The organism is Tsukamurella sp. 1534 (genome assembly GCF_000312385.1).
In the GTDB taxonomy this organism is placed as follows: domain Bacteria; phylum Actinomycetota; class Actinomycetes; order Mycobacteriales; family Mycobacteriaceae; genus Tsukamurella.
Genome location: NZ_HE997626.1, coordinates 2,093,104 through 2,117,713, shown reverse-complemented (window position 1 = coordinate 2,117,713; position 24,610 = coordinate 2,093,104). Strand labels below are relative to the sequence as shown.

At 69.4% G+C, this 24,610-nt stretch carries 28 protein-coding genes; 13 read left to right on the top strand and 15 right to left on the bottom strand.

Going from position 1 to position 24,610, the window contains the following annotated elements; translation table 11 throughout:
• Positions 1-34: 34 nt before the first annotated feature.
• Both BN39_RS10235 and BN39_RS10230 read right to left on the bottom strand, forming a co-directional pair.
• A complete protein-coding gene (locus tag BN39_RS10235) occupies positions 35-817 on the bottom strand; it encodes an ABC transporter permease (protein WP_019202304.1) in 783 nt (260 codons plus the stop codon).
• On the bottom strand, positions 814-1,734 hold the full coding sequence (locus BN39_RS10230; protein WP_019202303.1) for an ABC transporter ATP-binding protein: 921 nt from the start codon (positions 1,732-1,734) through the stop codon (positions 814-816). Before BN39_RS10230 ends, BN39_RS10235 begins: the two co-directional genes overlap by 4 nt.
• Positions 1,735-1,851: 117 nt before the next feature.
• Between BN39_RS10230 and BN39_RS10225 the strand changes: the two genes are divergently transcribed.
• A complete protein-coding gene (locus BN39_RS10225) occupies positions 1,852-2,832 on the top strand; it encodes a hypothetical protein (RefSeq protein WP_019202302.1) in 981 nt (326 codons plus the stop codon).
• On the opposite strand, the gene BN39_RS23965 is transcribed toward BN39_RS10225, so the two are convergent.
• The 3 genes from BN39_RS23965 to BN39_RS10215 form a co-directional block, all read right to left on the bottom strand.
• Positions 2,794-2,916, bottom strand: a complete 123-nt coding sequence (locus BN39_RS23965; RefSeq protein WP_019202301.1) for a hypothetical protein — start codon at positions 2,914-2,916, stop codon at positions 2,794-2,796. The genes BN39_RS10225 and BN39_RS23965 overlap by 39 nt on opposite strands.
• Positions 2,913-3,194 (bottom strand): DUF2277 domain-containing protein, encoded by a 282-nt coding sequence (locus BN39_RS10220; RefSeq protein WP_019202300.1) that lies wholly within the window; start codon positions 3,192-3,194, stop codon positions 2,913-2,915. The genes BN39_RS23965 and BN39_RS10220 overlap by 4 nt, the downstream gene beginning before the upstream one ends.
• A gap of 164 nt (positions 3,195-3,358) precedes the next feature.
• Positions 3,359-4,273, bottom strand: coding sequence for an FAD-binding oxidoreductase (locus BN39_RS10215; protein WP_040766144.1), 915 nt, complete (start codon positions 4,271-4,273; stop codon positions 3,359-3,361).
• 32 nt (positions 4,274-4,305) lie between these two features.
• Between BN39_RS10215 and BN39_RS10210 the strand changes: the two genes are divergently transcribed.
• The 4 genes from BN39_RS10210 to BN39_RS10195 all read left to right on the top strand — a co-directional run bounded on the left by BN39_RS10210 (position 4,306) and on the right by BN39_RS10195 (position 8,850).
• On the top strand, positions 4,306-5,166 hold the full coding sequence (locus BN39_RS10210; RefSeq protein WP_019202298.1) for an acyl-[acyl-carrier-protein] thioesterase: 861 nt from the start codon (positions 4,306-4,308) through the stop codon (positions 5,164-5,166).
• Positions 5,167-5,345: 179 nt separating this feature from the next.
• The gene (locus BN39_RS10205) at positions 5,346-6,677 is read left to right on the top strand and encodes an MFS transporter (protein ID WP_040766142.1); all 1,332 of its coding nucleotides are present in this window, start codon (positions 5,346-5,348) and stop codon (positions 6,675-6,677) included.
• 15 nt (positions 6,678-6,692) lie between these two features.
• Positions 6,693-7,976: a hypothetical protein gene (locus BN39_RS10200; protein ID WP_019202296.1), complete on the top strand. Its 1,284-nt coding sequence runs from the start codon at positions 6,693-6,695 to the stop codon at positions 7,974-7,976.
• Positions 7,977-8,010: 34 nt separating this feature from the next.
• Positions 8,011-8,850 carry an alpha/beta fold hydrolase gene (locus tag BN39_RS10195; RefSeq protein WP_040766141.1) on the top strand — a complete coding sequence of 280 codons (840 nt, stop codon included), beginning with the start codon at positions 8,011-8,013 and terminating at the stop codon, positions 8,848-8,850.
• On the opposite strand, the gene BN39_RS10190 is transcribed toward BN39_RS10195, so the two are convergent.
• Entirely contained in the window at positions 8,816-9,724 is a 909-nt protein-coding gene (locus BN39_RS10190) for a phosphotransferase (RefSeq protein WP_159103239.1), read from the bottom strand. The two genes, BN39_RS10195 and BN39_RS10190, sit on opposite strands and share 35 nt — an antisense overlap.
• A 216-nt stretch (positions 9,725-9,940) precedes the next feature.
• On the opposite strand from BN39_RS10190, the gene BN39_RS10185 reads away from it, so the two are divergent.
• The 3 genes from BN39_RS10185 to BN39_RS10175 all read left to right on the top strand — a co-directional run bounded on the left by BN39_RS10185 (position 9,941) and on the right by BN39_RS10175 (position 12,050).
• On the top strand, positions 9,941-10,492 hold the full coding sequence (locus BN39_RS10185; RefSeq protein WP_019202293.1) for a dihydrofolate reductase family protein: 552 nt from the start codon (positions 9,941-9,943) through the stop codon (positions 10,490-10,492).
• A gap of 71 nt (positions 10,493-10,563) precedes the next feature.
• Positions 10,564-11,508 (top strand): S9 family peptidase, encoded by a 945-nt coding sequence (locus BN39_RS10180; protein ID WP_081585985.1) that lies wholly within the window; start codon positions 10,564-10,566, stop codon positions 11,506-11,508.
• A 68-nt stretch (positions 11,509-11,576) separates the two neighbouring features.
• On the top strand, positions 11,577-12,050 hold the full coding sequence (locus BN39_RS10175; protein ID WP_019202291.1) for a hypothetical protein: 474 nt from the start codon (positions 11,577-11,579) through the stop codon (positions 12,048-12,050).
• On the opposite strand, the gene BN39_RS10170 is transcribed toward BN39_RS10175, so the two are convergent.
• Both BN39_RS10170 and BN39_RS10165 read right to left on the bottom strand, forming a co-directional pair.
• Positions 12,047-12,709, bottom strand: coding sequence for a DUF1361 domain-containing protein (locus BN39_RS10170; RefSeq protein ID WP_019202290.1), 663 nt, complete (start codon positions 12,707-12,709; stop codon positions 12,047-12,049). The genes BN39_RS10175 and BN39_RS10170 overlap by 4 nt on opposite strands.
• 47 nt (positions 12,710-12,756) lie before the next feature.
• Positions 12,757-13,302 (bottom strand): hypothetical protein, encoded by a 546-nt coding sequence (locus tag BN39_RS10165; protein ID WP_019202289.1) that lies wholly within the window; start codon positions 13,300-13,302, stop codon positions 12,757-12,759.
• Between the two features lie 70 nt (positions 13,303-13,372).
• On the opposite strand from BN39_RS10165, the gene BN39_RS10160 reads away from it, so the two are divergent.
• Positions 13,373-13,999: a TetR/AcrR family transcriptional regulator gene (locus BN39_RS10160; protein ID WP_019202288.1), complete on the top strand. Its 627-nt coding sequence runs from the start codon at positions 13,373-13,375 to the stop codon at positions 13,997-13,999.
• 27 nt (positions 14,000-14,026) lie between these two features.
• Here the strand turns inward: BN39_RS10160 and BN39_RS22220 are convergent, their stop codons facing one another.
• Complete coding sequence (locus tag BN39_RS22220; RefSeq protein WP_081585984.1) at positions 14,027-14,953, bottom strand: LppP/LprE family lipoprotein; 927 nt, start codon at positions 14,951-14,953, stop codon at positions 14,027-14,029.
• Positions 14,954-15,193: 240 nt separating this feature from the next.
• Between BN39_RS22220 and BN39_RS10150 the strand changes: the two genes are divergently transcribed.
• The 3 genes from BN39_RS10150 (at position 15,194) to BN39_RS23465 (ending at position 18,263) form a co-directional block, all read left to right on the top strand.
• Positions 15,194-15,727 (top strand): SMI1/KNR4 family protein, encoded by a 534-nt coding sequence (locus BN39_RS10150; RefSeq protein WP_019202286.1) that lies wholly within the window; start codon positions 15,194-15,196, stop codon positions 15,725-15,727.
• 48 nt (positions 15,728-15,775) lie between these two features.
• Positions 15,776-16,348 carry a hypothetical protein gene (locus BN39_RS23210; RefSeq protein WP_148281461.1) on the top strand — a complete coding sequence of 191 codons (573 nt, stop codon included), beginning with the start codon at positions 15,776-15,778 and terminating at the stop codon, positions 16,346-16,348.
• 1,120 nt (positions 16,349-17,468) lie between these two features.
• Positions 17,469-18,263 carry a helix-turn-helix domain-containing protein gene (locus tag BN39_RS23465; protein WP_159103238.1) on the top strand — a complete coding sequence of 265 codons (795 nt, stop codon included), beginning with the start codon at positions 17,469-17,471 and terminating at the stop codon, positions 18,261-18,263.
• Positions 18,264-18,285: 22 nt separating this feature from the next.
• Here BN39_RS23465 and BN39_RS10135 read toward each other — a convergent pair whose 3' ends face one another.
• Positions 18,286-19,038 (bottom strand): SDR family NAD(P)-dependent oxidoreductase, encoded by a 753-nt coding sequence (locus BN39_RS10135; RefSeq protein ID WP_040766139.1) that lies wholly within the window; start codon positions 19,036-19,038, stop codon positions 18,286-18,288.
• A 248-nt stretch (positions 19,039-19,286) separates the two neighbouring features.
• Between BN39_RS10135 and BN39_RS10130 the strand changes: the two genes are divergently transcribed.
• Positions 19,287-20,759, top strand: a complete 1,473-nt coding sequence (locus tag BN39_RS10130) for an aldehyde dehydrogenase family protein (protein ID WP_019202282.1) — start codon at positions 19,287-19,289, stop codon at positions 20,757-20,759.
• A 69-nt stretch (positions 20,760-20,828) separates the two neighbouring features.
• Here the strand turns inward: BN39_RS10130 and BN39_RS10125 are convergent, their stop codons facing one another.
• From BN39_RS10125 to BN39_RS10105, 5 genes are all read right to left on the bottom strand, one after another.
• Positions 20,829-22,058, bottom strand: coding sequence for a hypothetical protein (locus BN39_RS10125; RefSeq protein WP_019202281.1), 1,230 nt, complete (start codon positions 22,056-22,058; stop codon positions 20,829-20,831).
• Positions 22,055-22,300: a hypothetical protein gene (locus tag BN39_RS10120; protein WP_019202280.1), complete on the bottom strand. Its 246-nt coding sequence runs from the start codon at positions 22,298-22,300 to the stop codon at positions 22,055-22,057. Before BN39_RS10120 ends, BN39_RS10125 begins: the two co-directional genes overlap by 4 nt.
• A complete protein-coding gene (locus tag BN39_RS10115) occupies positions 22,297-22,944 on the bottom strand; it encodes a VOC family protein (RefSeq protein WP_019202279.1) in 648 nt (215 codons plus the stop codon). Before BN39_RS10115 ends, BN39_RS10120 begins: the two co-directional genes overlap by 4 nt.
• 22 nt (positions 22,945-22,966) lie before the next feature.
• On the bottom strand, positions 22,967-23,719 hold the full coding sequence (locus BN39_RS10110; RefSeq protein ID WP_019202278.1) for a maleate cis-trans isomerase: 753 nt from the start codon (positions 23,717-23,719) through the stop codon (positions 22,967-22,969).
• 150 nt (positions 23,720-23,869) lie between these two features.
• Positions 23,870-24,565 (bottom strand): TetR/AcrR family transcriptional regulator, encoded by a 696-nt coding sequence (locus BN39_RS10105; protein WP_019202277.1) that lies wholly within the window; start codon positions 24,563-24,565, stop codon positions 23,870-23,872.
• Positions 24,566-24,610: the final 45 nt, after the last annotated feature.

Here is a 24,610-nt window from a genome sequence, read left to right as displayed (position 1 = left end):
GCTGTGATTCGGCTCACAATCCCGTCGATCCACCCTACCGGGCGGCGCCGCGCCGGTAGGCCACGGCCCCGACGCTCCCGAACACGGCCAGCCAGACCAGCACGTTGACCACGGCCACGAGGATCGAGGTGTGCTCGCCGGTCAGCTGCCACCCGTCCGTGAGCGGGTACCGCGCGAGGGCGGCGACGCCGTACATCGGGGTGAACTGCGACGCGGTGAGCGCGGCGCCGGACAGTGGGAAGAAGACGTTCCCTGCGAACGCGAGCACCGTGAGCAGCAGGCCGGGCACGTGCAGCACGATCTCCGGCTTGAGCGCGAGGCCGAGGGCGAGCCCGAGCGCACCGAAGACGGCGGACCCGAGCCACGCCAGCAGCAGCGAGAACACCCAGACCCGCGCGTCGGCGCGCGCGCCCGTCGCCGCGCCGAGGGCGCCCACGATGAGCACGGGCAGCGCGGCGACGGCGAGCGCGCCGAGCACCTTGGTCACGATGTACGCCCGCGGCCGCAGCGGCGTGAGCCGCAGCGTGCGGACCCAGCCCGTGGACCGCTCGGAGGCGACGGCCGCGGCGGTCGTGGTGGCCGCGGCGGCGGCGCCGTAGAGGGCGAGGCCGATCATCATCCAGGCGGCGAAATCGCCGTGCGCGAACCGGGCGTCCACGCCGCGCTGCCGGAACAGGGCGAGATAGAGCACCACGGGCAGCACGGCGGTGATGAGGAGGGTCTGCCGGTTGCGGAACAGCCGGCGGACGTCGAGGAGCAGGTAGCGGGGAGTGACGCCGCCTGGCAGGGCGGTGTCGAGGGTGGGGTTCGCGGTCATCGGTGATCCTTCGTGAGCTGGACGTACGCGTCCTCGAGGCCGTGGGTGGTGGCCTCCACGTCGCGTGCGGCGGTGGCGGTGAGCAGGTAGCGCAGGGCCTCGTCGGAGGCGCCCGGTTCGGCGGTGAACACGGTGCGGTCGCCGCGGACCTCGGCGACGCGCACGCCCGGCACGGCGGCGAGGAGCGCGGAGGCGTCGTCGGGCCCGACCACGGCGGACAGCTGCCGGCCGGTGGCGGTCGCCCGGACGTCGGCGGTGGCCCCGTCGGCCACGATCCCGCCGGCGGCGATCATCACGACGCGATCGGCGAATTGATCGGCCTCGTCGAGGTAATGGGTGGCGAACAGGACGGTGGTGCCGCGCGCGGCGTCCTCGCGGACCGAGGCCCAGAACCGGCGCCGAGCGTCCACGTCCATCCCGGCGGTGGGCTCGTCGAGGATCAGCAGGTCGGGATCCGACAGCAGGGCCAGGGCGAACCGCAGCGCCTGCTGCTGGCCGCCGGAGCACTTCCCGACGGTCCGCCCGCGCAGCTCGTCGAGGCCGGCGCGGGCGATCGCGGCGGCGGGATCGGCGTGCGGATGCAGGGCGGCGATCAGCTCGACGGTGTCCTGCACGGTGAGGGTGGGCAGGAGGCCGCCGGTCTGCTGCACCGCGGCGACGCGGCCCCGTCGGACGGCCTCCTCCGGCGTCAGCCCGAAGACGGTGACGGCACCGGAGTCGGGCGGAACGAGCCCGAGGATCATGTCGATGGTCGTGCTCTTCCCGGCGCCGTTGGGTCCGAGGAAGGCGACGATCTCGCCGGGCCGGACGGCGAGGTCGATGCCGTCGACGGCGGTGACATGGTCGCCGGAGGGCGATCGATAGGCCTTGGTGAGCGCGGTGAGGGTGAGCGCCGGGGCGCCGGGTGGCGGGTTCATGCCGAGAACTGTGCCGCTGATCTGCGGCGGAGGGATCCACCCGCGGGTGGAGTCGGGGGTGGAGATCGGCGTTCGCAGGGCTGTGATTCACATCACAGCGGGCGTAGATTCAGGACCATGCGCTCACGGATCGCCCTGGCCGTCGCGGCGGCTGTGAGCCTGGCCGCCGCTCCCGCCGGAGCGGCCGCGCCGCCGCCGGGGTCCCTTCTGGGTCAGTTCGTGCGGAACCAGTTCCAGAACTGTTCGGTGATCTGCCCGTACGCGGCACAGGGCGCGGCGACGGTGCCTGCGGGTGCGGTGGCCGCGCCCGGCGCGTTCCTGGGCGCGGCGACGGAGTCCGGCGATCCGCTGGCGGCGCTGGGATCGGGCGCCTCCTTGATGACCGGGCCCGCCGACGCCGCGATGACGGGGATCATCGGGAACGACCTGAACCAGGTGGTGCCGCGGTTCCAGAACGGCGTGCTGATCGCCATGGTGGACCTGCTGCGGATCGGCGGCGGAACGGGGTCGGTCGACGGGCTGCGGTCCGACCTGCTCGCGGCGCTGCGGGAGCCGCTACCGCCGACGGCGCCGACCCCTCCCCCGCTCACCACGCCCCCGGTCTTCGGGACCACTCCGCAGCCGCGGGGTCCGGTCGAGGTCACGGCGGTCGAGGCCACGAACGTCTTCTTCGCGGCGGCGTTCTACGTCCCGGAGCTGTCGCTGCTCGGCGTGACGCAGACCGCCGACGCCGCCGCGTCCACGCTGGCGTCGACCGGGGACCCCGTCGCCGCGGTGGGCGCGGGCGCGGATGCCGCGCGGGAGGTGACGGAGGAGAACGTGCGGATCGTCGCGGACACCACATCGCGGGCGGCGTCGAACATCGCCGACGCGATGGAGACGCCCGCGCCCGCCGAGCGGCCCGCCCCGTCCGGGGAAGCGTCCGCGTCCGACGAGAAGGACGTGCCGGCCGAAACGTCCTCGACGGCAAGCGATTCCGATACCTCGGCCACGTCGGGCACCTCGGTCACGGACGGGCGTCCTACGGGCGACTCCGACGCCGGGCCCGCGGCGGGCGGATCAGCCGGGCAGACCGTCGACGAGGCGTCCGCCGGCTGAGGTGACCTCGACGGTGCCGTCGTCGAGCTCGATCCACCCGGCGACGGCGATCCTGGCAGCGATGGGCGACTCGAGTTCGGTCACCCGGCGGCGGCTTCTCGGGCGGCGATCCGGGCGCGCACTTCGGGACGGCGCAGCGGGGGCACCGTCTTGGGCGGCTGACGCCGCGCGGGCAGCAGGTCGAGCAGTTCCTCGGTGGCGGCGGTGACCTTGGCGACGGCGGTCTCGAACGCCTCGCGGTTGGCGTCGCTGGTCTTCTGGATGCCCGAGACCTTGCGCACGTACTGCCGCGCGGCGGCCTCGATCTCCTCGTCGGTGGCGGCGGGCTCGAGTCCCCGCAGTTCAGTGATGTTCCGGCACATGCCTCCACGGTACGTCCGATTCGCGAGGATCGGAACGGTTCTCCCCGCCCGCGTTCCCCCACCCCCGCGTTCCCCCTATAGGGCGGCACCTCTCCCCATGACCACGATCATGGGGAGAACACGCCGCCTCTGGGGAGACGCCGTCCCCAGAGGGAGTGCACCGGTCACACGAGGGCGGCGACCTCGTCCGCGCATCCCCAGCTGAGCGTGACACCCGCGCCGCCGTGGCCGTAGCAGTGGATGACGTCGCCCTCGCGTTCGAGGCGCACCGTCGGGCGTGCAGGGCGGAGGCCGACGTTGTGGCCGAGCACCCGGGCGCCGGCGAGCTCCGGTACGAGGGCGCGAGCGCGTTCGAGGATCGCGTCGGCGGTGGCGGGATCCACGGCGAGGTCCTCGGCGCCGTGGTCCTCGGTGCCTCCGACCACGATGTCGCGGCTGCGCGGAACGACGTAGGTCGTGACGCCCAGCTCGATCGCGGAATCGTCGATCCACCACCGGTCCAGCCCCACCTGCTCCAGGTACACGACCTGCCCGCGCACGGGCTCCATCGCGGCGTCGCCCACCAGTTCGCGGGCGCCGAGGCCGGGGGCGTTGACGACGGTGCCGCCGAACTCGGTCAGGGAGCGCACGTCCCGCTGTTCGACGGTGCCGCCCAGCTCGCGGACGCGCCCGAGCAGCCAGGGCAGGTACACGGGCATCTCGATGACCGGGGACACGAAGCTCCAGCCTTCGGCGTAGCCGGGGCGGGGTTCGTCGACGCGACGCACCTCGGGGACCGCGGAGGTCCACCACGGCTCGTCGACGGGTTCGCGGAAGATCTCGGTGCCGGGGGTCATGGCGACGCCGTCGGCCCCGCTGCCCGCGAGCCGGGTGAACTCGGTGAGCGCCGCCGCGGACCAGCCCGTGACGCGGTCCCGCGGTTCGGCGAGGTACGGGTACCAGACCGCGGCGGCCACGGCGGACGTCACGTGCGGAGGCAACTCTCGTCCGTACACCCGCACATCGTGCCCGGCCTCCAACAGCCGCACCGCGCACGACAACCCGACAACACCCGCACCCACGATCGTCACCTCGGCCACGCGCACAGTGTGTCAGTACTAGGGTCGGCTGCGTGACGAACCCCGGAGCCCGCCCGACACCGTCGACCTACGAATTCCTGCAGGAAACGCCTCCCGGCCCCTCGTTCGAGCGATCGTGGCCCGTCCGCACCGGTGACGTGAATCCCGAGCGCCGCGTACGGCTCGACGGGGTCGCCCGCTATCTGCAGGACATGGCCAACGACGAGATGTTCCACCGCGGCTTCGACGCCACCGACCCGTACTGGCTGGTGCGACGGTCGATCATCGACGTCCACGAGCCGCTGCACTGGCCCTCGGACGTGCACCTGCTGCGGTGGTGCGAGTCGACCAGCTCGCGGTGGTGCAACATGCGGATCACGTTGCGCGGCAGCGCGGGCGGGCACATCGAGACGGAGGCGTTCTGGATCCGGTTCAGCGCCGAATCCGGGATGCCGACGCACATCTCCGACGGCGGCATGGAGTACCTGCAGCAGTACGTGGCGGAGACCCGGCTGCGCTGGAAGGCCCTGAACACCGAGACGCCGCCGGAGCCCTCGGAGCGCGATTACGACGTGCGGCTGCGGGCCACCGATTTCGATCCGTATCAGCACTTCAACAACGCGGCGTACTGGCAGCTGGTGGAGGACGATCTGAACGGCGACCCGCTACTGGCGTCGCCGCACCGCGCGATCATCGAGTACCTCGCGCCGATTCCGCTGGGGTCGAGCGTGCAGGTGCGGTTCGTCCGGGACGACGCGGGATACCGGCAGTGGATCTACCTCCTCGACGAGGACGGGACGCCCGCCGCCAAGCCCGCCTCGGCCGTCTCCGTGACTCCGCTGCCGGGCGCGCCGTTCGCGCCGCCGAAGCAGTGGCCGCCGGAGCAGGTCGAACGGATCGAGTGGCGCGGCTGACGGTCCCGCACCGAGAACGGACATCGCCCGGCGCATGAGGCACCCTCACTCACCTGGGGCGATGTAACGATCGCGAAAATTGTTGAACAAATTCGGCGATACCTCTTCAATATTGTTCAACAATCGCCTACGTTGATCGCCAACCACTTCGAGCACTGCCCCGTGGAAGGCGATCCCTCATGACCAGCACCGAAAACGTGCCCGCGCGCTCACCAGGCGCGGTGAAGGCATACATAGCCAGCCTGACCGGCACCTCGCTGGAGTACTACGACTTCGCGCTGTACTCGGTCGCGTCGGCCGTCGTGTTCCCGTCGGTGTTCTTCCCGTCCGGCGACCCGTACATCGGCCTGATCCTGTCGTTCTCGACCTTCGCGGTGGGCTACTTCGCCCGCCCCATCGGCGGGATCGTGTTCGGCCGGCTCGGCGACAAGATCGGGCGCAAGAACGTTCTCGTCGCCACCCTGCTGCTGATCGGCGGCGCCACGGTGCTCATCGGCCTGCTGCCGAGCCACGCCACACTCGGCATCACCGCGTCCGCGCTACTGGTACTCCTGCGCTTCGCCCAGGGCATCGGCGTCGGCGGCGAATGGGGCGGCGCCGTGCTGCTGTCCAGCGAGTTCGCCGATCCGCGCAGCCGCGGCCTCTGGGCGTCCGCGGCCCAGATCGGCGTGCCGGTCGGCAATCTCATGGCCAACGGCGTGCTCGCCGGGCTGGCGGCGGTGCTCACGGACGAGTCGTTCCGCAGCTGGGGCTGGCGCATCGGCTTCCTCGCCTCGGCGATCCTCGTCGCCTTCGGTCTGATGATCCGGCTCCGCCTCGAGGAGACACCCGTGTTCCAGGCACTGCAGGAACGCGAGGAACCGCCCGCCGCACCGGTGATCGAGGTGCTCAAGACGCATCCCCGCGCCCTGCTGGCCGCCGCCTTCTCGCGGCTGTGCCCCGACGTGCTGTACTCGCTGCTCACCGTCTTCCTCGCCACGTACGCCACGAAGCAGCTGGGCTACGCGACCAGCGAGGTGCTGACCGCCGTGATGATCGGATCCGCGACGCAGATCGTGGTCATGCCGTTCTCGGGCTGGCTCACCGATCGCGTCAACCGGCGGTGGGTGTACGGCATCGGCGCCCTCGCCACCGCCGTCTGGGTCCCGATCCTGTTCGTGCTCATCGGAAACGACAGCCGGATCCTGCTCACGCTCAGCATCGTCGTCGGCATGATCCTGCACGCGCTCATGTACGGGCCGCAGGCGGCGTTCATCACCGAGCAGTTCCCCGCCCGGCTGCGCTACTCGGGCAGTTCGCTCGCGTACACCTTCGCCGGGGTCGCGGGCGGCGCCATGGCACCGCTGCTGTTCACGATGCTGTTCAAGAACACCGGCACCTGGGTCTCGATCGCGGTGTACGTCGCCGTGTCCGCCGCGCTGACCATCGCCGGCATGATGCTCGGCCGCGACCCCGATACCGACGAGGACCTCGAACTCCTGTCCGCCGCGCCGAAGCCCGCCGCCCAGTAGCACGGAAGGCCATCCATGCCCCGCACCCGCACGCCCCGCCGCGTCACCACCCGCGCCGCGGCCGCCGCCACAGTCTGCCTCGTCGCCGCCACTGCGGCCCCCGGGCTCGCCTCCGCCGCCCCGATGGGGCTCACCGTCGAAGAACAGCGACTCACCACGACGATTCCCGGAACCGACCGGCGCGCCTCCGCGGCGTTCATCGAGGCCGACGGCCTCGATCAGGACGTGGCCCGATTCGTCTCCCGGCTGCGTGACGCCTCCCCCGGCGAAGCGCGGCGCCTCGCTCCGGAATCGGGAGCGGCCCTGTGGAAGAAAGCCGTGAGGGCGGTCCAGTCCGAACACGCGACGACGGCCGGGGATCACGACGACCGCGGGCTCTACTGGGCCCGGCTCGCGATGACCTCCGCCCTCAAGTCCTGGGCGGGAGGGGATCCCGCCCGCGCGGCGGCGCTGCCCGACGCGCTGCACGCCCTCGACTACGCCTCCCGCGGGATCACGGACACGGGATTCCCGAGTGGCCCCGGGACCACGCGGATCATGATGTCGGGCTTCGACCCGTTCATCCTCGACGAGCAGATCCGTCGCTCGAATCCGTCCGGCGCGATCGCGCTCGTCATGGACGGCAAGACGATTCAGACACCGAACGGCCCCGCGGTGGTGCAGGCGGTCATGCTGCCCGTCACCTGGTCGGAGTTCGACAAGGGCATCGTCGAAGACGCGTACGGTCCGCACCTGTCCCGCGGCGCCGCGGACGCCGACCTGGCGATCACGGTCAGCCAGGCGCGGAAGTCCTTCGACATCGAGCAGTGGGCGGGGGCGAACCGCGGCGGCCGCAAGGACAACCTCAACGAGGAGATCAGCGGTCAGGTGCCGTTGTCGCCCCGGTGGGCGCAGCCGGCGAGCAACCCGCAGTTCATCGAGACCACGCTGCCCTGGCGGGCGATGGTCGCCGCCGGGACGGGCCCGTTCACCGTGCGGCTCAACCCCGACGCATGCGGGCGCGACGGTGCGGGCCCCGCGTCGTGCACCGACGACGGGCCGAAGCCGGGTTGGACCGCGGTCAAAGGTGGCGGAGGGGACTACCTGTCGAACGAGTCGATGTACCGGGTCAACCGGCTGCGGACCGCGCTGGGCCGCACCGATATCGGCGGCGGCCACCTGCACACCCCGGCCATCGAGTACGACTCCCTCACCGGACCGGAGCTGTCCACCGCGGCGTTCGCGAAGCAGCGCCGGGACATCGTGCACCAGGCGGAGGCCCTGATCGCCGCCGCGGCCGCCGCGCGCGGGATACGGTGATGACAGTCAGCTGAGCCGGACGGCGGGAGGGGCCATGGAGATCCTCAGCGCTGGTGCTGTGGAGCTGGCGGTGGACCGGCACGGCCCGCGGGGCGCGCCGGCCGTCCTCCTCATCGCCGGCGGCGCGCAGTCGATGGGGTGGTGGACGACGGAGTTCTGCACCCTGCTCGCCGACGATGACCTCCAGGTGATCCGGTACGACCATCGCGATACGGGGCAGTCGTCCTGCTCGCCTCCGGGGCGTCCCGAGTACAACGGCACCGATCTGGCGACCGACCCGCTTCGCCTCCTCGATGCGCTCGCGATCGAGCGGGCGCACCTGATCGGCATGTCGATGGGCGGCGGGATCGCGCAGTACCTGGCGGCGCACCACCCGCACCGCGTGCTGACGTCGACGTTGATCGAGACCAGCCCTGCCGGGGGCGATCACGGTCCGCTGCCCGCGCCGACGGACACCGTCGCCGCCTCCTGGGAGGATCCCGAACCGGAGATCGACTGGTCCGACGAGGCCGCCGTGATCGACTACCGCGTCGCCGTCGAACGACCCTACGCCGGGCCGGGCGGCATCGACGAGGAGCGGGTGCGCACGCTCGCGGCCGCCGAGGTACGACGGAGCCGGAACATGCAGTCGTCCATGGGAAACCACTTCCTGGTCGAATCCGCGGAGCCGACAGATCCCGCACGCATCACGGCGCCGACCCTCGTGGTCCACAGCGTCGACGACCCGATGTTCCCCATCGGCCACGGCGTCGCCCTCAGTCGCATGATCGCCGGTTCGCGCCTGATCCGACTCACCGGCGTCGGCCACGAGATTCCGCCGCCGTCCACGTGGCCCGCGCTCATCCCCGCGCTGCGCCGCCACCTCCTTCGCTGAGTTCCGCGGCGAGATCGTCTGCGGCGGAGGCCCAGCCTGCGGGATCGGCACCGGCCGGGATCATCGCCAACGAGGTCCAGAGGGTCGCTATGTCCAGCCACGCCGCCTCCTCCCGTGTCAGCGGGCGCTCGCTCCGGTAGGCGGCCAGGAAATCGGATCTCGCGGCACCCGACAGCGGTGCCCAATCGTGGTACCGGGTCCCGAGTAGGACGGCGGAGCGCGCGACATCGGTGACCGCGTGGTCCACGGCGAGCTGCTCGAAGTCGAGGACACCGGTGATTCGTGCTCCCTGGCAGAGCAGGTTCGCCGCGCGGAAGTCGAAATGGACCAGTTGCCGGGGCAGATCGTCGGACGGCGCGGCATCGATCAAACGTCCGAGTTCCGCGCATGCGGCAGCGGGCGCGTGCGCGGAACGCGCGGCGAGCCACTCCCCGACCCTCTCGCTCAGGGCGCGGGGACGATCGGTCTCACCGGCGCGACCGTGTATCGGTCGGCGAGCGAGAGCCCGATGCAGCCGCCCCAGCATCCGACCAGCCGCGCGGACCGCCGCTGGATCTGCGACGTCCAGGAGGTGGCCGGGTATCACGCGCTGCAGGCCGAGGCGATCACGCTCCCGGTGAACCGCACCCGTTCGCGTCAGCAGTGGCGCCGACACAGGGATCCCGTCCGCACAGACCGCGGCGACGGTTTCTGCGACCTCCCGTAGGTGCTCGGTCAGATCGGCGGCGACGCACCACTTCGCGATGAGTGCCCCGTCGTCGGTATCGAGCCACGCGAGCGCGTTGGCACTGCTCATCACTATTCTGTCGCAGGCGCGAACCGTGATCCCCCAGTCTTCGTGGACGACCGCGGTCAGCCACCGCGCCGCGTGCACGGAATCGTCGAATCCGAAGCGTGCCGTGATCACCGACTCGGGATCGCCCTGCTCCCACAGCATCTCCACGGCCGGCCGTGATGTTCCCGCCACACCACCATGGTGCCCGAATGCGCGGCACAATGTCATCTCCTCGCAGATCGATGAGTTTCCGGCTCTCGGAAGGTCTACACAGGGAAAGGGCGGTCGACGGGCCGCCCGGGAGAGGAGAGCATCATGCGCACGTTGGCGATCACCCAGAACATCACCCTGGACGGCCGGATCGAGATGCTGGACGATTGGTTCGACCCGACGGCGGAGGCCCCGGACCAGCTCGCGGAGATCCACCGCCAGGACGAACACTGTGACGCGGTCCTCCTCGGGCGGCAGACGTTCGAGGACTTCCGCGGCTACTGGCCCGAGCAGACCGATGACACGACGGGCATCACCGACCAGCTCAACGAGGTGCGGAAGTACGTCGTGAGTTCCACGATGACCGATCCCGGTTGGCGGAACTCGGTGGTCCTCTCCGGTGACCCGATCGACGAGGTCCGCGCGCTCAAACGCGCGGACGGCGACGATATCGTGGCAACCGGGAGCATCACGCTGTGCCACAGCCTGATCGCCGCCGGCGTCGTCGACGAGTACCGCCTGTTCGTGTACCCCGCGGTCCAGGGCCGAGGCCGCGGCCTGTTCCCGGACGACGTCCGGGTCGATCGCCTGGACCTGCTGGGCGCCACCGGATTCTCGAACGGTGTGACCTGTTTGCGGTACCGCGTCCGCGGCTAACCCTGCTTGTCCGCTATCTGCGGTTTGCGAATGTTTGTCGCACACGACCGATTTGGGCTAGATTGCGACTCATGGTCAGTCGCGGTCGAACCGGGCTCGTGATCGGGGTGGCGGCGGTCGTCGTGGCGGCGCTCGCGATCGTCGCCGTACTGCTGGTCCGCCCCTGGGAGCCGGCGACCCGGGCCGCCGAGACCGGGGTCAGCGAGAGCGCGCACGTCTACGACCCGGCGACGGCGGACGCAGCGGACGACCTGACCGGGTACCTGTACCGCCCCACGCCCCCGCAGGCCGCCGGCGGCACCCCCGTCATCGTCCTGATCCACGGCGGCGGCTGGCTCAAGGGCCCCGACGCCTCGTACGTGGCTCCCATCGCGCGCAGCCTCGCAGCAGAGGGCTACGTGGTGTGGAACGTCAACTACCGCAGGGTCGGCGAGGGCGGCGGCTGGCCCACGACCTTCACCGACCTCGCGCGGGGCGTGGACCACGTGATGAAGCTCCGCGACACGGCGCCGGAGATGGACACGAGCCGGATCACCGTGGTCGGCCACTCCGCGGGCGGACAGCTCGCGGCGTGGACCGCGGGCAGGCACACACTGCCCGACGGTGCCCCGGGGGCAGCTCCCGCCGTCCGCCCACATGCCGTCGTCACCCTCGCCGGCGTCCTCGACATGCGGCTGTCGCTCACCAAGAACGACCACGTCAAGCGCGCCCTGGGCGGAACACCCGACGAGGTCCCGGATCGCTACGCGCTGGTCGACCCTCTGGAGCGCCTCGATCCCGCGATCCCGCTGCTCGCGGTGACCGGCACGGGCGACACCGTGGTGCCGCCCCGCGAGGCCGCCGAGTACGTCGAGAAGCACCGGGCGCGTGGCGGTTCCGCCGCGCTCGTGGAACTACCGGCGATCGGCCACGGCGAGGTGATCGATGTGCACAACAAGTGGTGGCCCACGATCAACTCCCTCATCACCACCGTCGCGGAACACGGCCCGCGCGCCGTCGTCGCACCCCGCCCCTGACGCGGCCGGACCACGCCCCGAGGACCGTCCAGACCACGGCGGGCCCGCACATCACGAGAGGAACCGCCATGACCACACGCACATCGATGAAGGCACGATCCGCGCTGATCGCCCTCGCCGCCGTTCCCGGGCTGGCGCTGGCGGGATGCTCGGGCGACGACGCGACCCCGGCACCGTCGTCCGCCCCGAACAGCGGCGTCACCGGTCAGGCCCCGTCGGGCGAGAACGGAGGCGCGGGCGCGGGCCACGGAATGACGGGCGAGCAGGGCCACCCCGGTGGCCACGGCGGCACGGGCGGGCAGAAGCAGACTCCCGGCCACACCACCGCCGCACCGAAGCCCCACGCCACCGCCCCGAAGGCCACGCCGGGCGCCACCCAGCCGCGACAGCCCGACGCGGGCGACGACATCCCCGAGCCCGCCCAGGGCCAGCCGACCTTCACCGGCCCCGGAGGTGACGGCGACGTGCCCGAGCCCGCCCAGGGGCAGCCGACGTTCAGCGGCCCGGGCAACGACGACATCCCGGAGCCGGCGGGCGGTTAGGACGCCGGCTGGGCGGCCTTCGCCTCGGGACGAAGGCCGCTCAGGGCCCACACCGTGAGGTAGGCGAGGCCGAAGAACGCGGCCACCGCGACGGCGACCCCGGTCGACTGCACGGACGACAGCGGGGCCCGCACCCAGTCGAAGGTCGCGGAGACGACGGCGTCGGGACGCGTGACCAGGTCCCAGGAGTTCCACCGCTGGAAACGCCCGATCACCACGCCGACGGCGCACAGCGCGACGGACAGCGCGACGGCGGCCCAGCCCCACGCGGCCCCCACGTCGCGGTCGAGGCGGCGGTGCACCAGCAGCATGGAGACCACGCCCAGGAGGATGCCGGTCCACGCGGCGAACCCGTACTGCAGCACGTGCCGCCACAGCTCGTACCCCTCGCCGAGGTGCACCAGGTCGGTCACCAGATACGGCGCGTTCGGCAGGAACGCGAGCCACCCGAGGCCGAGAGGGACCAGCCACACGCGGCGGCGCACCATCGCGAAACCGACGGCGAACACCATGGGGATCCACGCCAGGAAGAGGTTCCAGATCAGGAACCTGCTCGGATAGGACAGCGGCGCGGCCGGATCCTTCGTACCGAGCGCGACGGTGAGGGCCGTTGTGGCAGCCAGCGAGCCGAGCAGCACGAGGGCGTGCACTTTCGTCATCCGACCATAGTGCCCGATTTCGACGGGACGGTGCCGTGGCCGCCGCGTCAGGCGGGCTCGGACACCCGGTCGGGCATCCGGATCGGCGGACGGGGAATGCGCCTGGCGCGGACCAGGATCGCCACCTCACGGGTCAGGCTCATGCCGAGCGCGGCGAGCAGGAAGAAGGCGCCTACCCCGTCGGGCCCCCCGTGCACGGCATCGAGGAACTCCCCGAACCGGGTGGCGAACGCCGGGGACCGCTCCAACGCGGCGACGAAGACGCAGCGACCCCCGAGGACCAACAGCCAGATCCCGAGGTAGGCCCAGCCCGCCCGGGTGTACAGGCGGCCGCCGCGCTCGGGATCGCGGCGCACGTCCATCACGGGATTGAGCGCCAGTCCGAACATCACGCCGGCCGCGGCCCCGGCGATCGCGAGCGCACCGTCGCCGGAGACGTAATGGTGCTCGCCCGTCCCGAGGATGAGGTAGCCGATGATCGCGCTGGTGACGAAGGGCATCACGGCGAGGAGCGTGGTGTGGCGGCGGTAGCCGATCTGTGTGGTCAGGACGATGGCCACGAAGATGGCCCCGACGATGAGAGCGTCCGTCATCACGTCTCCGTTCTTATTTAGCATGACTGTGCCAAATAAGAAGATAGCATCGTGATGCTATAAAGAGAAGGTGCCGAAGATCGTGGATCCGGAGGAGCGGCGGGCCGCCATCGCCGATGCCGTCGTGACCGTGATCGCCCGCGGCGGCACCGACCAGGCGACGTTCGCCAACGTCGCGAAGGAGGCCGGACTCGTCGTCGGCTCGGTCCGCCACTACTTCGACAGCCAGGCCGCGATGCTCGGGTTCGCGATGCGACGCTTGGCCGAGGGGATCCGCGGCCGGGTCCTGCGCACGGCGGAACCGGCGTTCGCCGCATCAGCCGCCCCGGATCTGCGGGACCGGCGCGCGATCACGGTGCAGATACTCTGCGAGACACTGCCGCTCGACGAACCCCGCCGGCGCGAGACGAGCGCGTGGCTGGCGCTCAGCATCAGCGCGCTCACGAGGCCCGAACTCTCCCCCATCGTCGACGAATTCCACTCGGGCGTACGATCTCTCGTCCGCGAGGTCCTCACCCGCGTCCGGGAGGCCGGTCACCTCGCCGGCGGCGACGCGGAATTCGATCTCGACGTGGAGGGACTCTCCGCGCTCCTCGACGGCCTCGCCACCGACGCGGCGCTGCGCCCCGACCACTACTCGGCGGACCTCCTGGAGGGCGTCGTCCGCAGACACCTGGAGCGACTCGACGGCCGGTGACGCGGTCGGCGCCGGAGCGCCGGACACTCAAGAGCAGCCGAGCTTCTCGGCCGTCGCCGCGGGGACGCCCTTCTCGGTGCAGGAGAAGCCGCTGCCGAACGCCACGCCGCTCCAGCCGCCGCCGGTGTAGCGGAACAGCAGTCGCGCGTTCTGCGGGTACGCGTCGCGGGCGGGGATCCGCGCCGTCGCCCACTCGTCGGCGCACCGCACGTCGTCCACGGTGAACGGCTTGGCGATCCGGTCGCCCCAATTGGATTCGGCGTTGGAGCGCAACGTCTCCGGCGTGGCTTCGGGGCAGTGCGAAGCGGGCCTCGCGGTCGTGGTGGTCGTCGCCGTCGGGGACGCGCCACCGTCGAACACCTCGGGCGGAACGTCGCGGTCGGGGGTGACGGTGCGCCCGATCAGGCTGTAGTTCACCGTGACGGGGCCGCCGGAGACGCCCGCGGTGGTGTCGCCGGGCCGCAGCCAGCGGTACTGGACCGAGACGGTGTCCCCCGCGTTGCCGGTGACGGACGTGAACGAGACGTACCGGTCCGTGGCGGTGCCGAGATATCCCCGCCGGTCGAAGAACAGGACCCACTCGGGCGAGCTGCCCGTGCCGCCCCGCAGGTAGGCCTGGGCCCACATCAGCTCCGGGCAGGCGCCCTCCCGCGCGTCGGTGCCGCGCAGAGCTGTGTACCCGACACCGCGGAACGACGGCAGCTTCGCCACGGCGTCGGTGACGACCGGCGACGCCAGATCCAGGCACTTCCCGCTGCCCGCCGACGCCGGCCGTTCGTCGGCCGTCGCCCCGCTCGCGGCGGTACCGGTTCCCGATGCGCCGGTGCCCGGCCGTGCGGTCGTCTCCGGGCTCGAGAAGGTCGACGGTGCGCCATCCGTGGTTCCGCCGTTCCCGCACGCGCCCACGAGCAGCGCCACCGAGACCAGCGCGAGGATTCCTGATGACCTGGCCATGCGTCCACCTCCACGAGGAGCGCGCTCGAACGGCACGCCATGTGCTTTGGTTCGGCAACCACCACACACTCGTTACACCGGGGATACCGGACTCCGGCACAGGCCCGGACTGAGTCCGAGGCCACAACACCGCCTCACGTCGACCGATCGTCACACCCGCATACATCAAATCGTCAACATTTCGATCAACACTCGCTCGCCTCCACAGAATCTTCATGCGGGCAAAGTAGGATGGCGGGTATGGATCTCTGGCGACTCTGGCAGCACCCGCCGCTCGACGGCTACCTTCAGCCGATGCTCACGGTCGAGGCGCTGCGCGAGACCGAGCGCGAGCTGGGCGTTCGCCTGCCCGAACCGCTCGTCGGGGCCCTGGGAATCCAGAACGGCGGACTCACCCGCTTCACCTTCCCCGCGCCGCGGAACTTCGACGTTCCGCACAGCGTGATCCGCGGGATCGGCCCCGGGTTCTGGGCGATCCGCAAGGGCGCGTGGTGGCACACGGACCCCACCTTCGCCCCGTCCCCCGACGGCGCGGAGTGGCTCATCCCGTTCGACGGTGGCGGCCACTGGGACCTCTGCCTCGACTACCGGCGATCGGCCGCCGACGACACCGGGCTGCGGACCGCACCGTCGGTCGTCGTCGTGGACACCGACCGCCGCGACGGCGGCATCGAATCCCTCGTCGCCCCGACCTTCGACGAGTACCTGTCGCAGCTCGTCCTGGCCGGCGCCGTCGGCCCGGTGCCCGCCGGAGCAGCGGCCTTCTCCGCCTGAGCCCCGGACCACCACTACACACCCGCGACATCCCGGGGTGATCAAAATATGACCGGCTCAGTAAATTGGGGCGACTACGAGGAATACACTGTAATCTCTCCCACACGCCCAGAGGATGACACACGCGATGGAGCGCGAGCCCAGTACGAGAACTGGCTTGCACAGAAGCCCCAACGCAAGCAACAGTTCCGCAAGCTGCTGGAGCTCAACGGTATCCCAACCGGCACCGACGACGCGTCGATCCAAGCGGTCAACGACTGGTTCATCGCCAACGTCGAAGGCCACAATCCACCCATCCCTGAAGCTCCTGGAATGCTGTCATCTCGCTGGTACTCCGTTGTTATCGATATCGCCATCTATCTCGGCGACATCATCATCGATCGCTACCCGAATCTTTATTGGCAGTTCTTTACCCCTGACGACGAGAACTACTTTGGTTATCAAAAGCCCGTGATCCGTGGATTCACCAATCACGGAAAAGGGCTTATGAAGAACTACGTGTTTGATCTTGCTGGAGCGAAAGGGGGGCTCGGCCATGCGATCGTCTCGGGCGATCCGTTATCTGAGCGGGATCGTCGCGACTTTCTTCATACCCTAGACCTTGCCGACTCCTTCCATTAGTCGTCGGTAATGATGAGTCTTTAGGCCGCACTAGGACTCACTGCTGCGGTCGCCGCCATCGGCATGTACACCCGAGATGACGTCTCCGATCGCGCCTGAGCGATGGCCGAGGCCTACGAGAGGCCGGACTTCCCGCTAGTGCGAGCACTCGGGGTCCGTTCACCCGATCTGGCAGACCCAGCCGTTGGTGTCGTCCGAGTACACGTAGGTGCCTGAGTCGCCGTTGCCGGTAGTGCATGGCTTCCCACCCGGATCGTCGTCGCGCTGCTCAGGCGCGGAGGCGGAACCGTCGCCGCCGTTCTCCCCGGGAACAGTGCCAGCGCCGTGATTCGGGTTCGTGCAGACCGTGCCCTGATCGGGCCCGGTGCAGGGCACGTCGTACGTACCGCCGTTGCCGGGCGCCAGGGGCTTTGTGGGCGTGGCGTTCGTCGTCGCACGCGCGGGCCCCGGATGCTGAGTGACGGTCTTCGTCGGGACCGCTCCCCCTCCGTTCCCCACCCCCGGTCGCGCGGACTGCTCCCCAGCGGGGTTCTGGTGGTGAGTGACTGCGGAACTCGACGGAGCCGTGGACGAGGTCGTCGAGCTCGGCTCAGCGTCATTCGCGCATCCCGCGATGAGCAGCACGAATGCGGCAACGCTCCCAATCACCGCCGCGGATTTCCTGCGCGCCATAGCATTTCCCTTTCCTTGGTTCTTATCTCGCGTGGTCCGACGCCGAGCGTGGCATCACCGGCATACGCTCCCGGCCACGCCGGGTCCTGCGAAACCGCCGCGCGCGACGACGGCGATCACAGCGCTGCCACTCCGGCGGGTTCATCGACGTAGTCGCACCACCACCGGTGATCGCCGGGTGTCACGTTCGCGACCGACGACCCTGTATCCACGCCGCCCCCTCTTCCAAGAACGCGAAAATTTGCCCCTCCTAACATATCTCGGCTCACCCATAACCACATGCCCTCGAGAGCGAGTTGGTGACGCAAATAGTGAACAGTTCGATTGCCTACAAAGATGCCGCCCGATTGCGCCCCGGCCCGAACACGGAGGAGCCGGACTCCTATGGCGACAAACGCAACCCCGACTCCGACGAGTCACCCCGGTCGACAACGACTACTCTGCGATGATGATGCCTTCACTGGATGTCACTTTCGTGCGCCAGCGGTTCTCGAAATCGACGGTATGGCACTCCGCTGGCACGAATCACGAAGTCCTGGTTTGGCGCCGCGGAACGGCCAGGTCGAAGGAGTACGAATTCGAACAGGGACCGACAGGTAGGTTCACCCCGGCCCCCGGCCACGTGTGGGTGGTCCCCGCGGGAGTCAGATCCGCAGCAACAGCCTGCGATGTCTCGTGCGATTTCGCCCGGATCGTGATCCCGACGTCGTCCACGACGCGGCTGGAGCTCCAAGCGTCTGCAGGCAAGCAGGACCGGCTGGTACACCACATGATCGAACGAATCGCGAGTACCGCCGCCCGAACAGATCCCGCGGGCCGACTACTGCATGACACGCTGATCGAGGCACTGCACCTTCACATCGTCGACGTGTACGGCCGGCGCCGCCCGGCCCAGCACCGGGCGGCTCGCGTACTGAGGCCCGAAGTGCAACAACGGGTCCTCGAGCGCGTCCACGACGATCCGGACGGGTCCGCCTCGTTGCAAGCCCTCGCCGACGTCGCGGAGATGCACGCCGACGAGTTCGGCCGCGCGTTCCAGGCGACCTTCCACACGACGCCGCATCAATTCGTCCTTGCACAACGCATCGGCCGAGCCCGGCACCTCCTGCGCACGACGACCCTGTCGGTCGCGGAGATCGGCCGTGTCACGGGCTTCTCCAGCGCCAGCCACTTCGCGACATCGTTCAGACGCCATACCGGTACAACCCCGAGCCGCTACCGGACCGACACGAGCGGAGGCTGACCCGGGCGGCCGCCAGCGAGCGTCACAGGCGGACGAGGCCGCCGTCCGCCATGATCGTCTGCCCGGTGACGAATGCGCTGTCGTCACTGCTGAGAAAACAGACTGTGCCCACGATGTCAGCGGCCACGCCACCGCGCTTGATCGCCTGCATCGATGCGACGCCGTCGAGGACGTCGCCGGCGATGTTGGCCTCCCCTCCGGGGGTACGTGAGGCCGTCGGCGCCACGGCGTTGACGGTGATGCCGTACGGCGCGAGGTCGGTCGCCAGACCACGGGTGAAGCCGACGACCCCGCCCTTGCTGGCCATGTAGTGCGAGAGCGCGGGCACCGCCAGGCCAAGCGAATTCGATGCCAGGTTGACGATCCGCCCCCACGCGCGATCCCGCATCGACGGGGCGAAAGCACGCGCCGTCAGGAACTGCGAGTCCAGGTTGATCGCCTGGATCGTGCGCCAGTAGTCGAAGTCGACGTCGAAGAAGTCTCGGAACGGATACACCCCGGCGTTGTTGACGAGGATGTCGACGTGGCCGAACGATCCGCAGATCTCCTCCCCCGCAGCAGCGACGGAATCCGGCTGGGCGACGTCGGCCTGCACGCCCATCGCACGCGTGCCGAGCGCCTCGATCTCCGCCACCGTCTCCGACGCGTCGTTGAGGTCGATCACCGCGACGTCTGCACCCCGTCGGGCGAGTTCCACGGCGATCGCCCGGCCGAAGCCCTGACCTGCGCCCGTGACTACTGCAACCCGCCCCGCGTGCGTTTCGACAGAACCCATGTCCGTTGCTCCTTCGTTGACTGCCACGCCTCTCCGACGGGCGACGATCGCAACACTAAGTCGCGACTGAGCAACTGTCAACAGTATTGTTGGTTAATTGACATTGATGTTGAAATGGGTCAGGCTGAGGTCCGGAAGTGTCACGGGTCACACGGCGCGCACGCGCGTCGAACGCGGATCGGTGCCATTCCCATTCCACAGACGGCGGTGTCCAGTGCACCGGCTCGTACGCATGAAAGGTGAACCCCATGACAACCGACTCCATCACCGCGACATCACAATCGGTCGGCCGTAACCTCATCGCAGGGCGATGGAGCGACGCCGGCGATCGCCTCGAGACCATCAATCCCTCGACGGGCCGGAGCATCGGGACCTACGCCGATGCCGGCGAACCCGAGGCGCGCATCGCGATCGAGGCGGCGCGCAGGACTTTCGATGAGACCGACTGGTCCCGCGATCCCCGGCGCCGCTCCCGCGCCATCAGTGAGCTCGCCGACAATCTGGAGCGGCGCGTGGACGAGATCGCGCTGAGCCTGTCCCGCGAGAACGGGAAGCGGATCGGAGAGACTCAGTGGGAGGTGTCCACGACCGTGGACTGGCTCCGTTACGCCGCCGCTTCGGCGATCGTCCTGGACGGTGGGCGGGCGTCCGAGGTCGCACCCGGCGTGTACTTCCAGACCGGCCGCGAGGCGATGGGAGTCATCGGCATCATCACGCCGTGGAACTCACCGGTGATCCTGTCCATGCGATCGATCGGGCCCGCACTGGCCGCCGGCTGCACGATGGTCGTGAAGATGCCGGGCCAGACGGCCCTCACCAACACCCTTGTCGCCGAGGTGATCGCAGAGACCACGTCCATACCCGCGGGGGTCGTGAGCATCCTCACCGAAGGCGGCAACGCCGTCGCTCCGGCGCTGGTGGACTCGCCCGACGTCGATATGATCAGTTACACCGGCAGCACCCATGTCGGTCGTGCCATCGCCAAGGCGGGCGCGGACACACTCAAACGGCTGAGTCTCGAACTCGGCGGCAAGACACCGCTGGTCGTGTTCGACGACGCCGACCTCGACGTGGTGATGCAGAACGTCGTGGCGGCGTGCACGCTGATGAACGGTCAGTTCTGCCTCACCGGATCCCGGCTCCTGGTCCAGCGCAGCATCGCAGACAAACTCCGGCCCATGATCGTCGAGGCTCTGAGCGGCCTCCGCGTGGGTCCGAGCGAGGACCCGACCAGCGACCTCGGTCCGTTGATCGATGCCGCGAGTGCGCAGCGGGTGGACGGTATCGTCGCGGCCGCGGCGTCGTATGGAAGCATCCTCGTCCGTGGTGGCGTCGTGGACGACGCCGATCGCCCCGGTGGGGCGTACTACCAGCCGAGCCTGGTCGAGGTCGATCGCCTGGACGTACCTCTCGTGCAGGACGAGTTGTTCGGCCCAGTACAGACTTTCGAGATCTTCGAAGACGAGGCGGACGCGGTGCGATTGGCGAACGGCACGTCCTTCGGTCTCGGCGCCGCCGTGTTCACGACCGACGAGTGGCGCGCGCGCCGCGTGACCCGCAACATGCGTGCCGGGTTCGTCTGGACCAACTGCTGGGGCGTGATCCACGAGGCGTTCGAGGAGGGAGGCCTCAAGCAGAGTGGATACGGCCTGTTGTGCGGTCCGACTGCCATCACCGAGTTCCAGGACACCAAGCTGTACGCGCAGGTCGCTCCCCAGTAGGAACCCGATCCACCGACGCGGAAGCGCCCATGTCCAGCCGGACATGGGCGCTTCTCGTACCGCACGGATTCAGGTCACGTCCTGCAACCAGCTCTCGATCTCGGCGCCGGCGAGTACCGCCGCGGTCGGCTCCTCCGCAGTGAGCGCCGCACCGAAGTGCTTGCCCCGCACTCGAACATGACGCACCTGGTCGGTCCCGATGGCGTCGACCATCGCCGCTGCATCGCAGGGAAAGCAGGCCTGATCGCCGGTGATCTCGATGAACAGCGTAGGCACCCGGACAGCGGGTGCGCACCGGAGGAAACCTGCACGGCTGCTCAGGGCCGACCACGTGGACAGCCACGCCTCGGGCGTGGTCAGCCTGCCGAAACCGACGACGCCGTAGTCGGTGAGGTCGGGACGCGACCCGAACAGTGAGCCGTACGGGCGGTCATTGGGATCCAGGCTGAGATCGACGCACCGCGCGTCGGCGTCCGTGCGGTACACAGTGATCAGCTCGGTCGAGAGCGCATCCCGGCGGTCTGCCGGCTCCCCGGTCTTCTTGTACCGTCGCTGCGCCTCGCGCGCGCGGGCCACCCGCTCGCGCGCGACGGCGTCGATCCGCGCGACCCGCGCGCGCTGCGCCGCCCGGTAGCGGTCCAGGAACTCGGGGGAATAGGAACTCGTTTGCGGCGCCGGGGCGAACCCGTTCTCCTCCGAGTACAGGTTCAGCGCCGGGTCCACCGAGCGAGGGTCTGCCTCGTCCGTCACGGACGGGTCGATCAGGCGCAGCAGCAATTCGCCCTGCCCGGGGTGCGGTGCCATCAACACCATGAGGTCGGCGAGCGGCATCTCGGCATCGGCGAGGGACACCGGCTTCCCGCCGGGAGTGGCCACAAGCCTCTCCGACGGTGCCAGCCCGGCCTGCTCGGCGTAGAACGCAGCAAGGGCGCCGCCGCCCGAATGCCCCACGGAGATCACGGTTTCGAATCCGCCGTGCCGGAGGAACACGTGGCCCGCCGCCATGTCCAACAGCGCCTGTTCGTGGAGCAGCGTCAGATCGTTTCCCATCGTCCTGCTGCCCTGCGTCCATACCGCGACGCCGCGACGCAGGAACTCCGGCACCAGTACGTGGTGGCTGAAGTCGTTGCGCGGGTGCATGAGGAAGGCCACAGCCGTCGCTCCCGGCACCGTGCGCAACAGCCCCGCCACAGTGGCCCCGTCGGACGTGGTGAGCTCGTGTGCGGTCACCGTGGTCTCGGCCGGCGCTTCGTCGGCACTCAGGTACCGCCCCGCTCCCACCCTCTCGCCGAAGCTCATCGCGCCACCACGCGGAGTGCGTTCTTGTCGTGCTGAACGATCTTCGAGCCCTCCAGGCCCGCAACGGCGCTGTACCACACCGCATGCCGGCATCCGGTGGCTCGCCTGTCGATCTCGATGTCTCCGTCCGCCGAGAACCGGAAGTACGGTCCTACCCTGTCCACCGTCACCGCGCGATCCGCGGACGCCACCTTGACCACACCCTCGTTCTCGGGGACGTCGAGCACGTACAACCTGCTCACCGTTCCACCTCCACCGCGTGCGTTCGCGCCCACGACTCCGCCCTCTCCACGATGAGCTCGGCCTTGCGAGTCAACAGGGAGTCGAGCGAGGCGGAGCCCGCCGTCACCACGTCGCACAGGGCGTCCAGGGTGAGCTGAGCGTCGAGGTCCTCCTGCGCGGTCACGGGGCGAAGCGCCCGAGTGATCTCCAGCATGTACCCGTTGGGGTCGTGCGTGTAGATCGACTCGATCGTCTCGTGCATCACCTGCATCTCGCAGGGCCACTCGGACTCGTCCAGGCGCCGACGGTATTCGAGTAGGTCTTCCTCACTGTCCACGTGTATCGCCAGGTGGCGCGAATTCCGGAAGAACACAGGCACGTCCTGGGCGAACCTCGCCCACGAATCGCCCGGGGCGGACTGATCCCCGTAGGGCTCGAGTCCGAAGTAGTAGAAGAACGCCATCCGGTCGCCATTGCCGATGTCGAAGAAGAAGTGAATGAAGTCCGGATGCTTCTCCGGGCCCCATCCCGCGGCACAGATAGAGTGCACGACAGGGAACTTCAGCACGTCCCGATAGAACCTGACAGTGCCCACCGGGTCGAAAGTCGGGAACGCGGCGTGGTCCACCCCACGGACCCTGTGCGCCTCATCGTGTTCAGTCATACCCTCGCTCCTTCCGGTTCGTTCAGGGGGCTTCCAGAGCCACGTCGGCACGCAGCAATGAACCCGCCCCTGGGATGTCGACGCGGGCGTCCACCGCCCGCAGGATCTGATACGCGCCCGCCGTCGCGGCCGTGATAACGGGGATTCCGAACTCGTCCTCCGCCGCCTGCACGAGGTCAAGCGACGGCATCTGGACGCACGCCGAAAGGACCAGGACGTCAACACCGGTCAGGTCCAGGCTCCGAGCCGCCTCCATGACCCTGTCACCCGGGATGCAGCCGACCTCCGCGTTGTCGGAGACCTCCAGCGCGCGCCAGTCCGACACCTCGACCCCCTCGTTCTCGAGGTAGGCCACCACCAGCTCCGCGAGGGGCCGCAGGTACGGCGTCACGACGGCGACCCTCTCGGCCTCCATGTCGTTCAGCGTGTCGACCAGCGCTCCGGCGCTCGACAAGGCCTTCGCCTCGGAGCCCCCCGTCGCGAGCTGTTCCGCGACTGCGAGCTCCGCCTCACGATGCGCGCCCGGCCCGGTCGACATGATGGCCACGAGGCATGCGTACAGGACCACATCGATACCGGCGTCACCGAGCTCGATCACGCAGCGTTCCCGCTGTGCGTTCATCGCACGCAACTGTTCCGGTGAGACCTTCTGCATGCGCATCCGGCTGGCGTGGAACGTGAATTCGGCATCCGGATGCCGTCCCAGGATTCGTGGCATCTCCGTCTCGACGGTGACGTTCGAGCTGGGGACGACCAGGCCGATGCGTTTGGTCATGTGGTTCACGCTGCTCCTCCGAGGTGGTGGTGACACGACCAGTATTCGACGTTACCGTTGAATTGTCAACATTCACGTCACGGCGCGTTCCGCAAACACGACGGCGGCCCCCAGATGGGGGCCGCCGAGTCGGTGGTTCGGAGCATCGCGCTACAGCAACGGCTCCAGCCGGTCGAGCCGGTCACGAATCTCCTGGACCAGGCCGGGAGCGCCACCAGCCGCCTCCTGCGCGGGGATGCACAGCATGCGGCCGACGAGCGAGTCCACGGTCGCGACGATCGCCTCCACCCGTGCCGCATCGTCGGGCCGTGCCCACCAGGCGACCCAGTTGCACATACCGATGAGACTGAGGGCTGCGGTGCGGGAATCCGTGGGCACGAACACGCCCGCGCGCACTCCCTCGTCGATGATCGTCACGACCTCACGCAGGATGCGTCGCTTGGCCTCCGCGTGATCGGTGCGGGCGGGTTCCGGAAGGACACTCTCGGACCTGTCCAGGATGAGGAAACGGCCGGGGTGCTGAACCCGCTGGCGGACAAGCTGCTCGGTGACTCGGGAGATCTTCTCCGCAGGCTCCAGATCGGGGCGCTCGCGCAACTCGCTCAGCACGTCGGCGAGACTCTGCGACACCCCTTCCACCAACATCACGAGCAGGTCTTCCTTGCTGCTGAGGTAGTGGTAGAGCGCCGGACGGGAGACGCCGACGGCGTCCGCGATGTCCTGCAGACTCGTGGCGTCGTAGCCCTTCTGCACGAACAGTTCGGTCGCGGCGTCGAGGACTTCGCTGACGATCAGTTCTCGGCGCTTCGACGTGGCTCCCTTGGATGTCTTCTCCGCCGTCGGCATGGAATCACCGTACCCCTGCCCTCGCGCCCGAGCGGATCGCCGACA

Coding starts and splice junctions, on each gene's coding strand:
- BN39_RS10135 (WP_040766139.1), bottom strand. CDS start 19,038: ATGGGTTCTGTCGAAACGCACGCGGGGCGGGTTGCAGTAGTCACGGGC.
- BN39_RS23465 (WP_159103238.1), top strand. CDS start 17,469: ATGATGCCTTCACTGGATGTCACTTTCGTGCGCCAGCGGTTCTCGAAA.
- BN39_RS10115 (WP_019202279.1), bottom strand. CDS start 22,944: ATGACTGAACACGATGAGGCGCACAGGGTCCGTGGGGTGGACCACGCC.
- BN39_RS10125 (WP_019202281.1), bottom strand. CDS start 22,058: ATGAGCTTCGGCGAGAGGGTGGGAGCGGGGCGGTACCTGAGTGCCGAC.
- BN39_RS10150 (WP_019202286.1), top strand. CDS start 15,194: ATGGATCTCTGGCGACTCTGGCAGCACCCGCCGCTCGACGGCTACCTT.
- BN39_RS10130 (WP_019202282.1), top strand. CDS start 19,287: ATGACAACCGACTCCATCACCGCGACATCACAATCGGTCGGCCGTAAC.
- BN39_RS10175 (WP_019202291.1), top strand. CDS start 11,577: ATGACCACACGCACATCGATGAAGGCACGATCCGCGCTGATCGCCCTC.
- BN39_RS10235 (WP_019202304.1), bottom strand. CDS start 817: ATGACCGCGAACCCCACCCTCGACACCGCCCTGCCAGGCGGCGTCACT.
- BN39_RS10185 (WP_019202293.1), top strand. CDS start 9,941: ATGCGCACGTTGGCGATCACCCAGAACATCACCCTGGACGGCCGGATC.
- BN39_RS10170 (WP_019202290.1), bottom strand. CDS start 12,709: ATGACGAAAGTGCACGCCCTCGTGCTGCTCGGCTCGCTGGCTGCCACA.
- BN39_RS10225 (WP_019202302.1), top strand. CDS start 1,852: ATGCGCTCACGGATCGCCCTGGCCGTCGCGGCGGCTGTGAGCCTGGCC.
- BN39_RS10200 (WP_019202296.1), top strand. CDS start 6,693: ATGCCCCGCACCCGCACGCCCCGCCGCGTCACCACCCGCGCCGCGGCC.
- BN39_RS10220 (WP_019202300.1), bottom strand. CDS start 3,194: ATGTGCCGGAACATCACTGAACTGCGGGGACTCGAGCCCGCCGCCACC.
- BN39_RS10205 (WP_040766142.1), top strand. CDS start 5,346: ATGACCAGCACCGAAAACGTGCCCGCGCGCTCACCAGGCGCGGTGAAG.
- BN39_RS10180 (WP_081585985.1), top strand. CDS start 10,564: ATGGTCAGTCGCGGTCGAACCGGGCTCGTGATCGGGGTGGCGGCGGTC.
- BN39_RS10195 (WP_040766141.1), top strand. CDS start 8,011: ATGGAGATCCTCAGCGCTGGTGCTGTGGAGCTGGCGGTGGACCGGCAC.
- BN39_RS23210 (WP_148281461.1), top strand. CDS start 15,776: ATGACCGGCTCAGTAAATTGGGGCGACTACGAGGAATACACTGTAATC.
- BN39_RS10230 (WP_019202303.1), bottom strand. CDS start 1,734: ATGAACCCGCCACCCGGCGCCCCGGCGCTCACCCTCACCGCGCTCACC.
- BN39_RS10105 (WP_019202277.1), bottom strand. CDS start 24,565: ATGCCGACGGCGGAGAAGACATCCAAGGGAGCCACGTCGAAGCGCCGA.
- BN39_RS10110 (WP_019202278.1), bottom strand. CDS start 23,719: ATGACCAAACGCATCGGCCTGGTCGTCCCCAGCTCGAACGTCACCGTC.
- BN39_RS22220 (WP_081585984.1), bottom strand. CDS start 14,953: ATGGCCAGGTCATCAGGAATCCTCGCGCTGGTCTCGGTGGCGCTGCTC.
- BN39_RS10165 (WP_019202289.1), bottom strand. CDS start 13,302: ATGACGGACGCTCTCATCGTCGGGGCCATCTTCGTGGCCATCGTCCTG.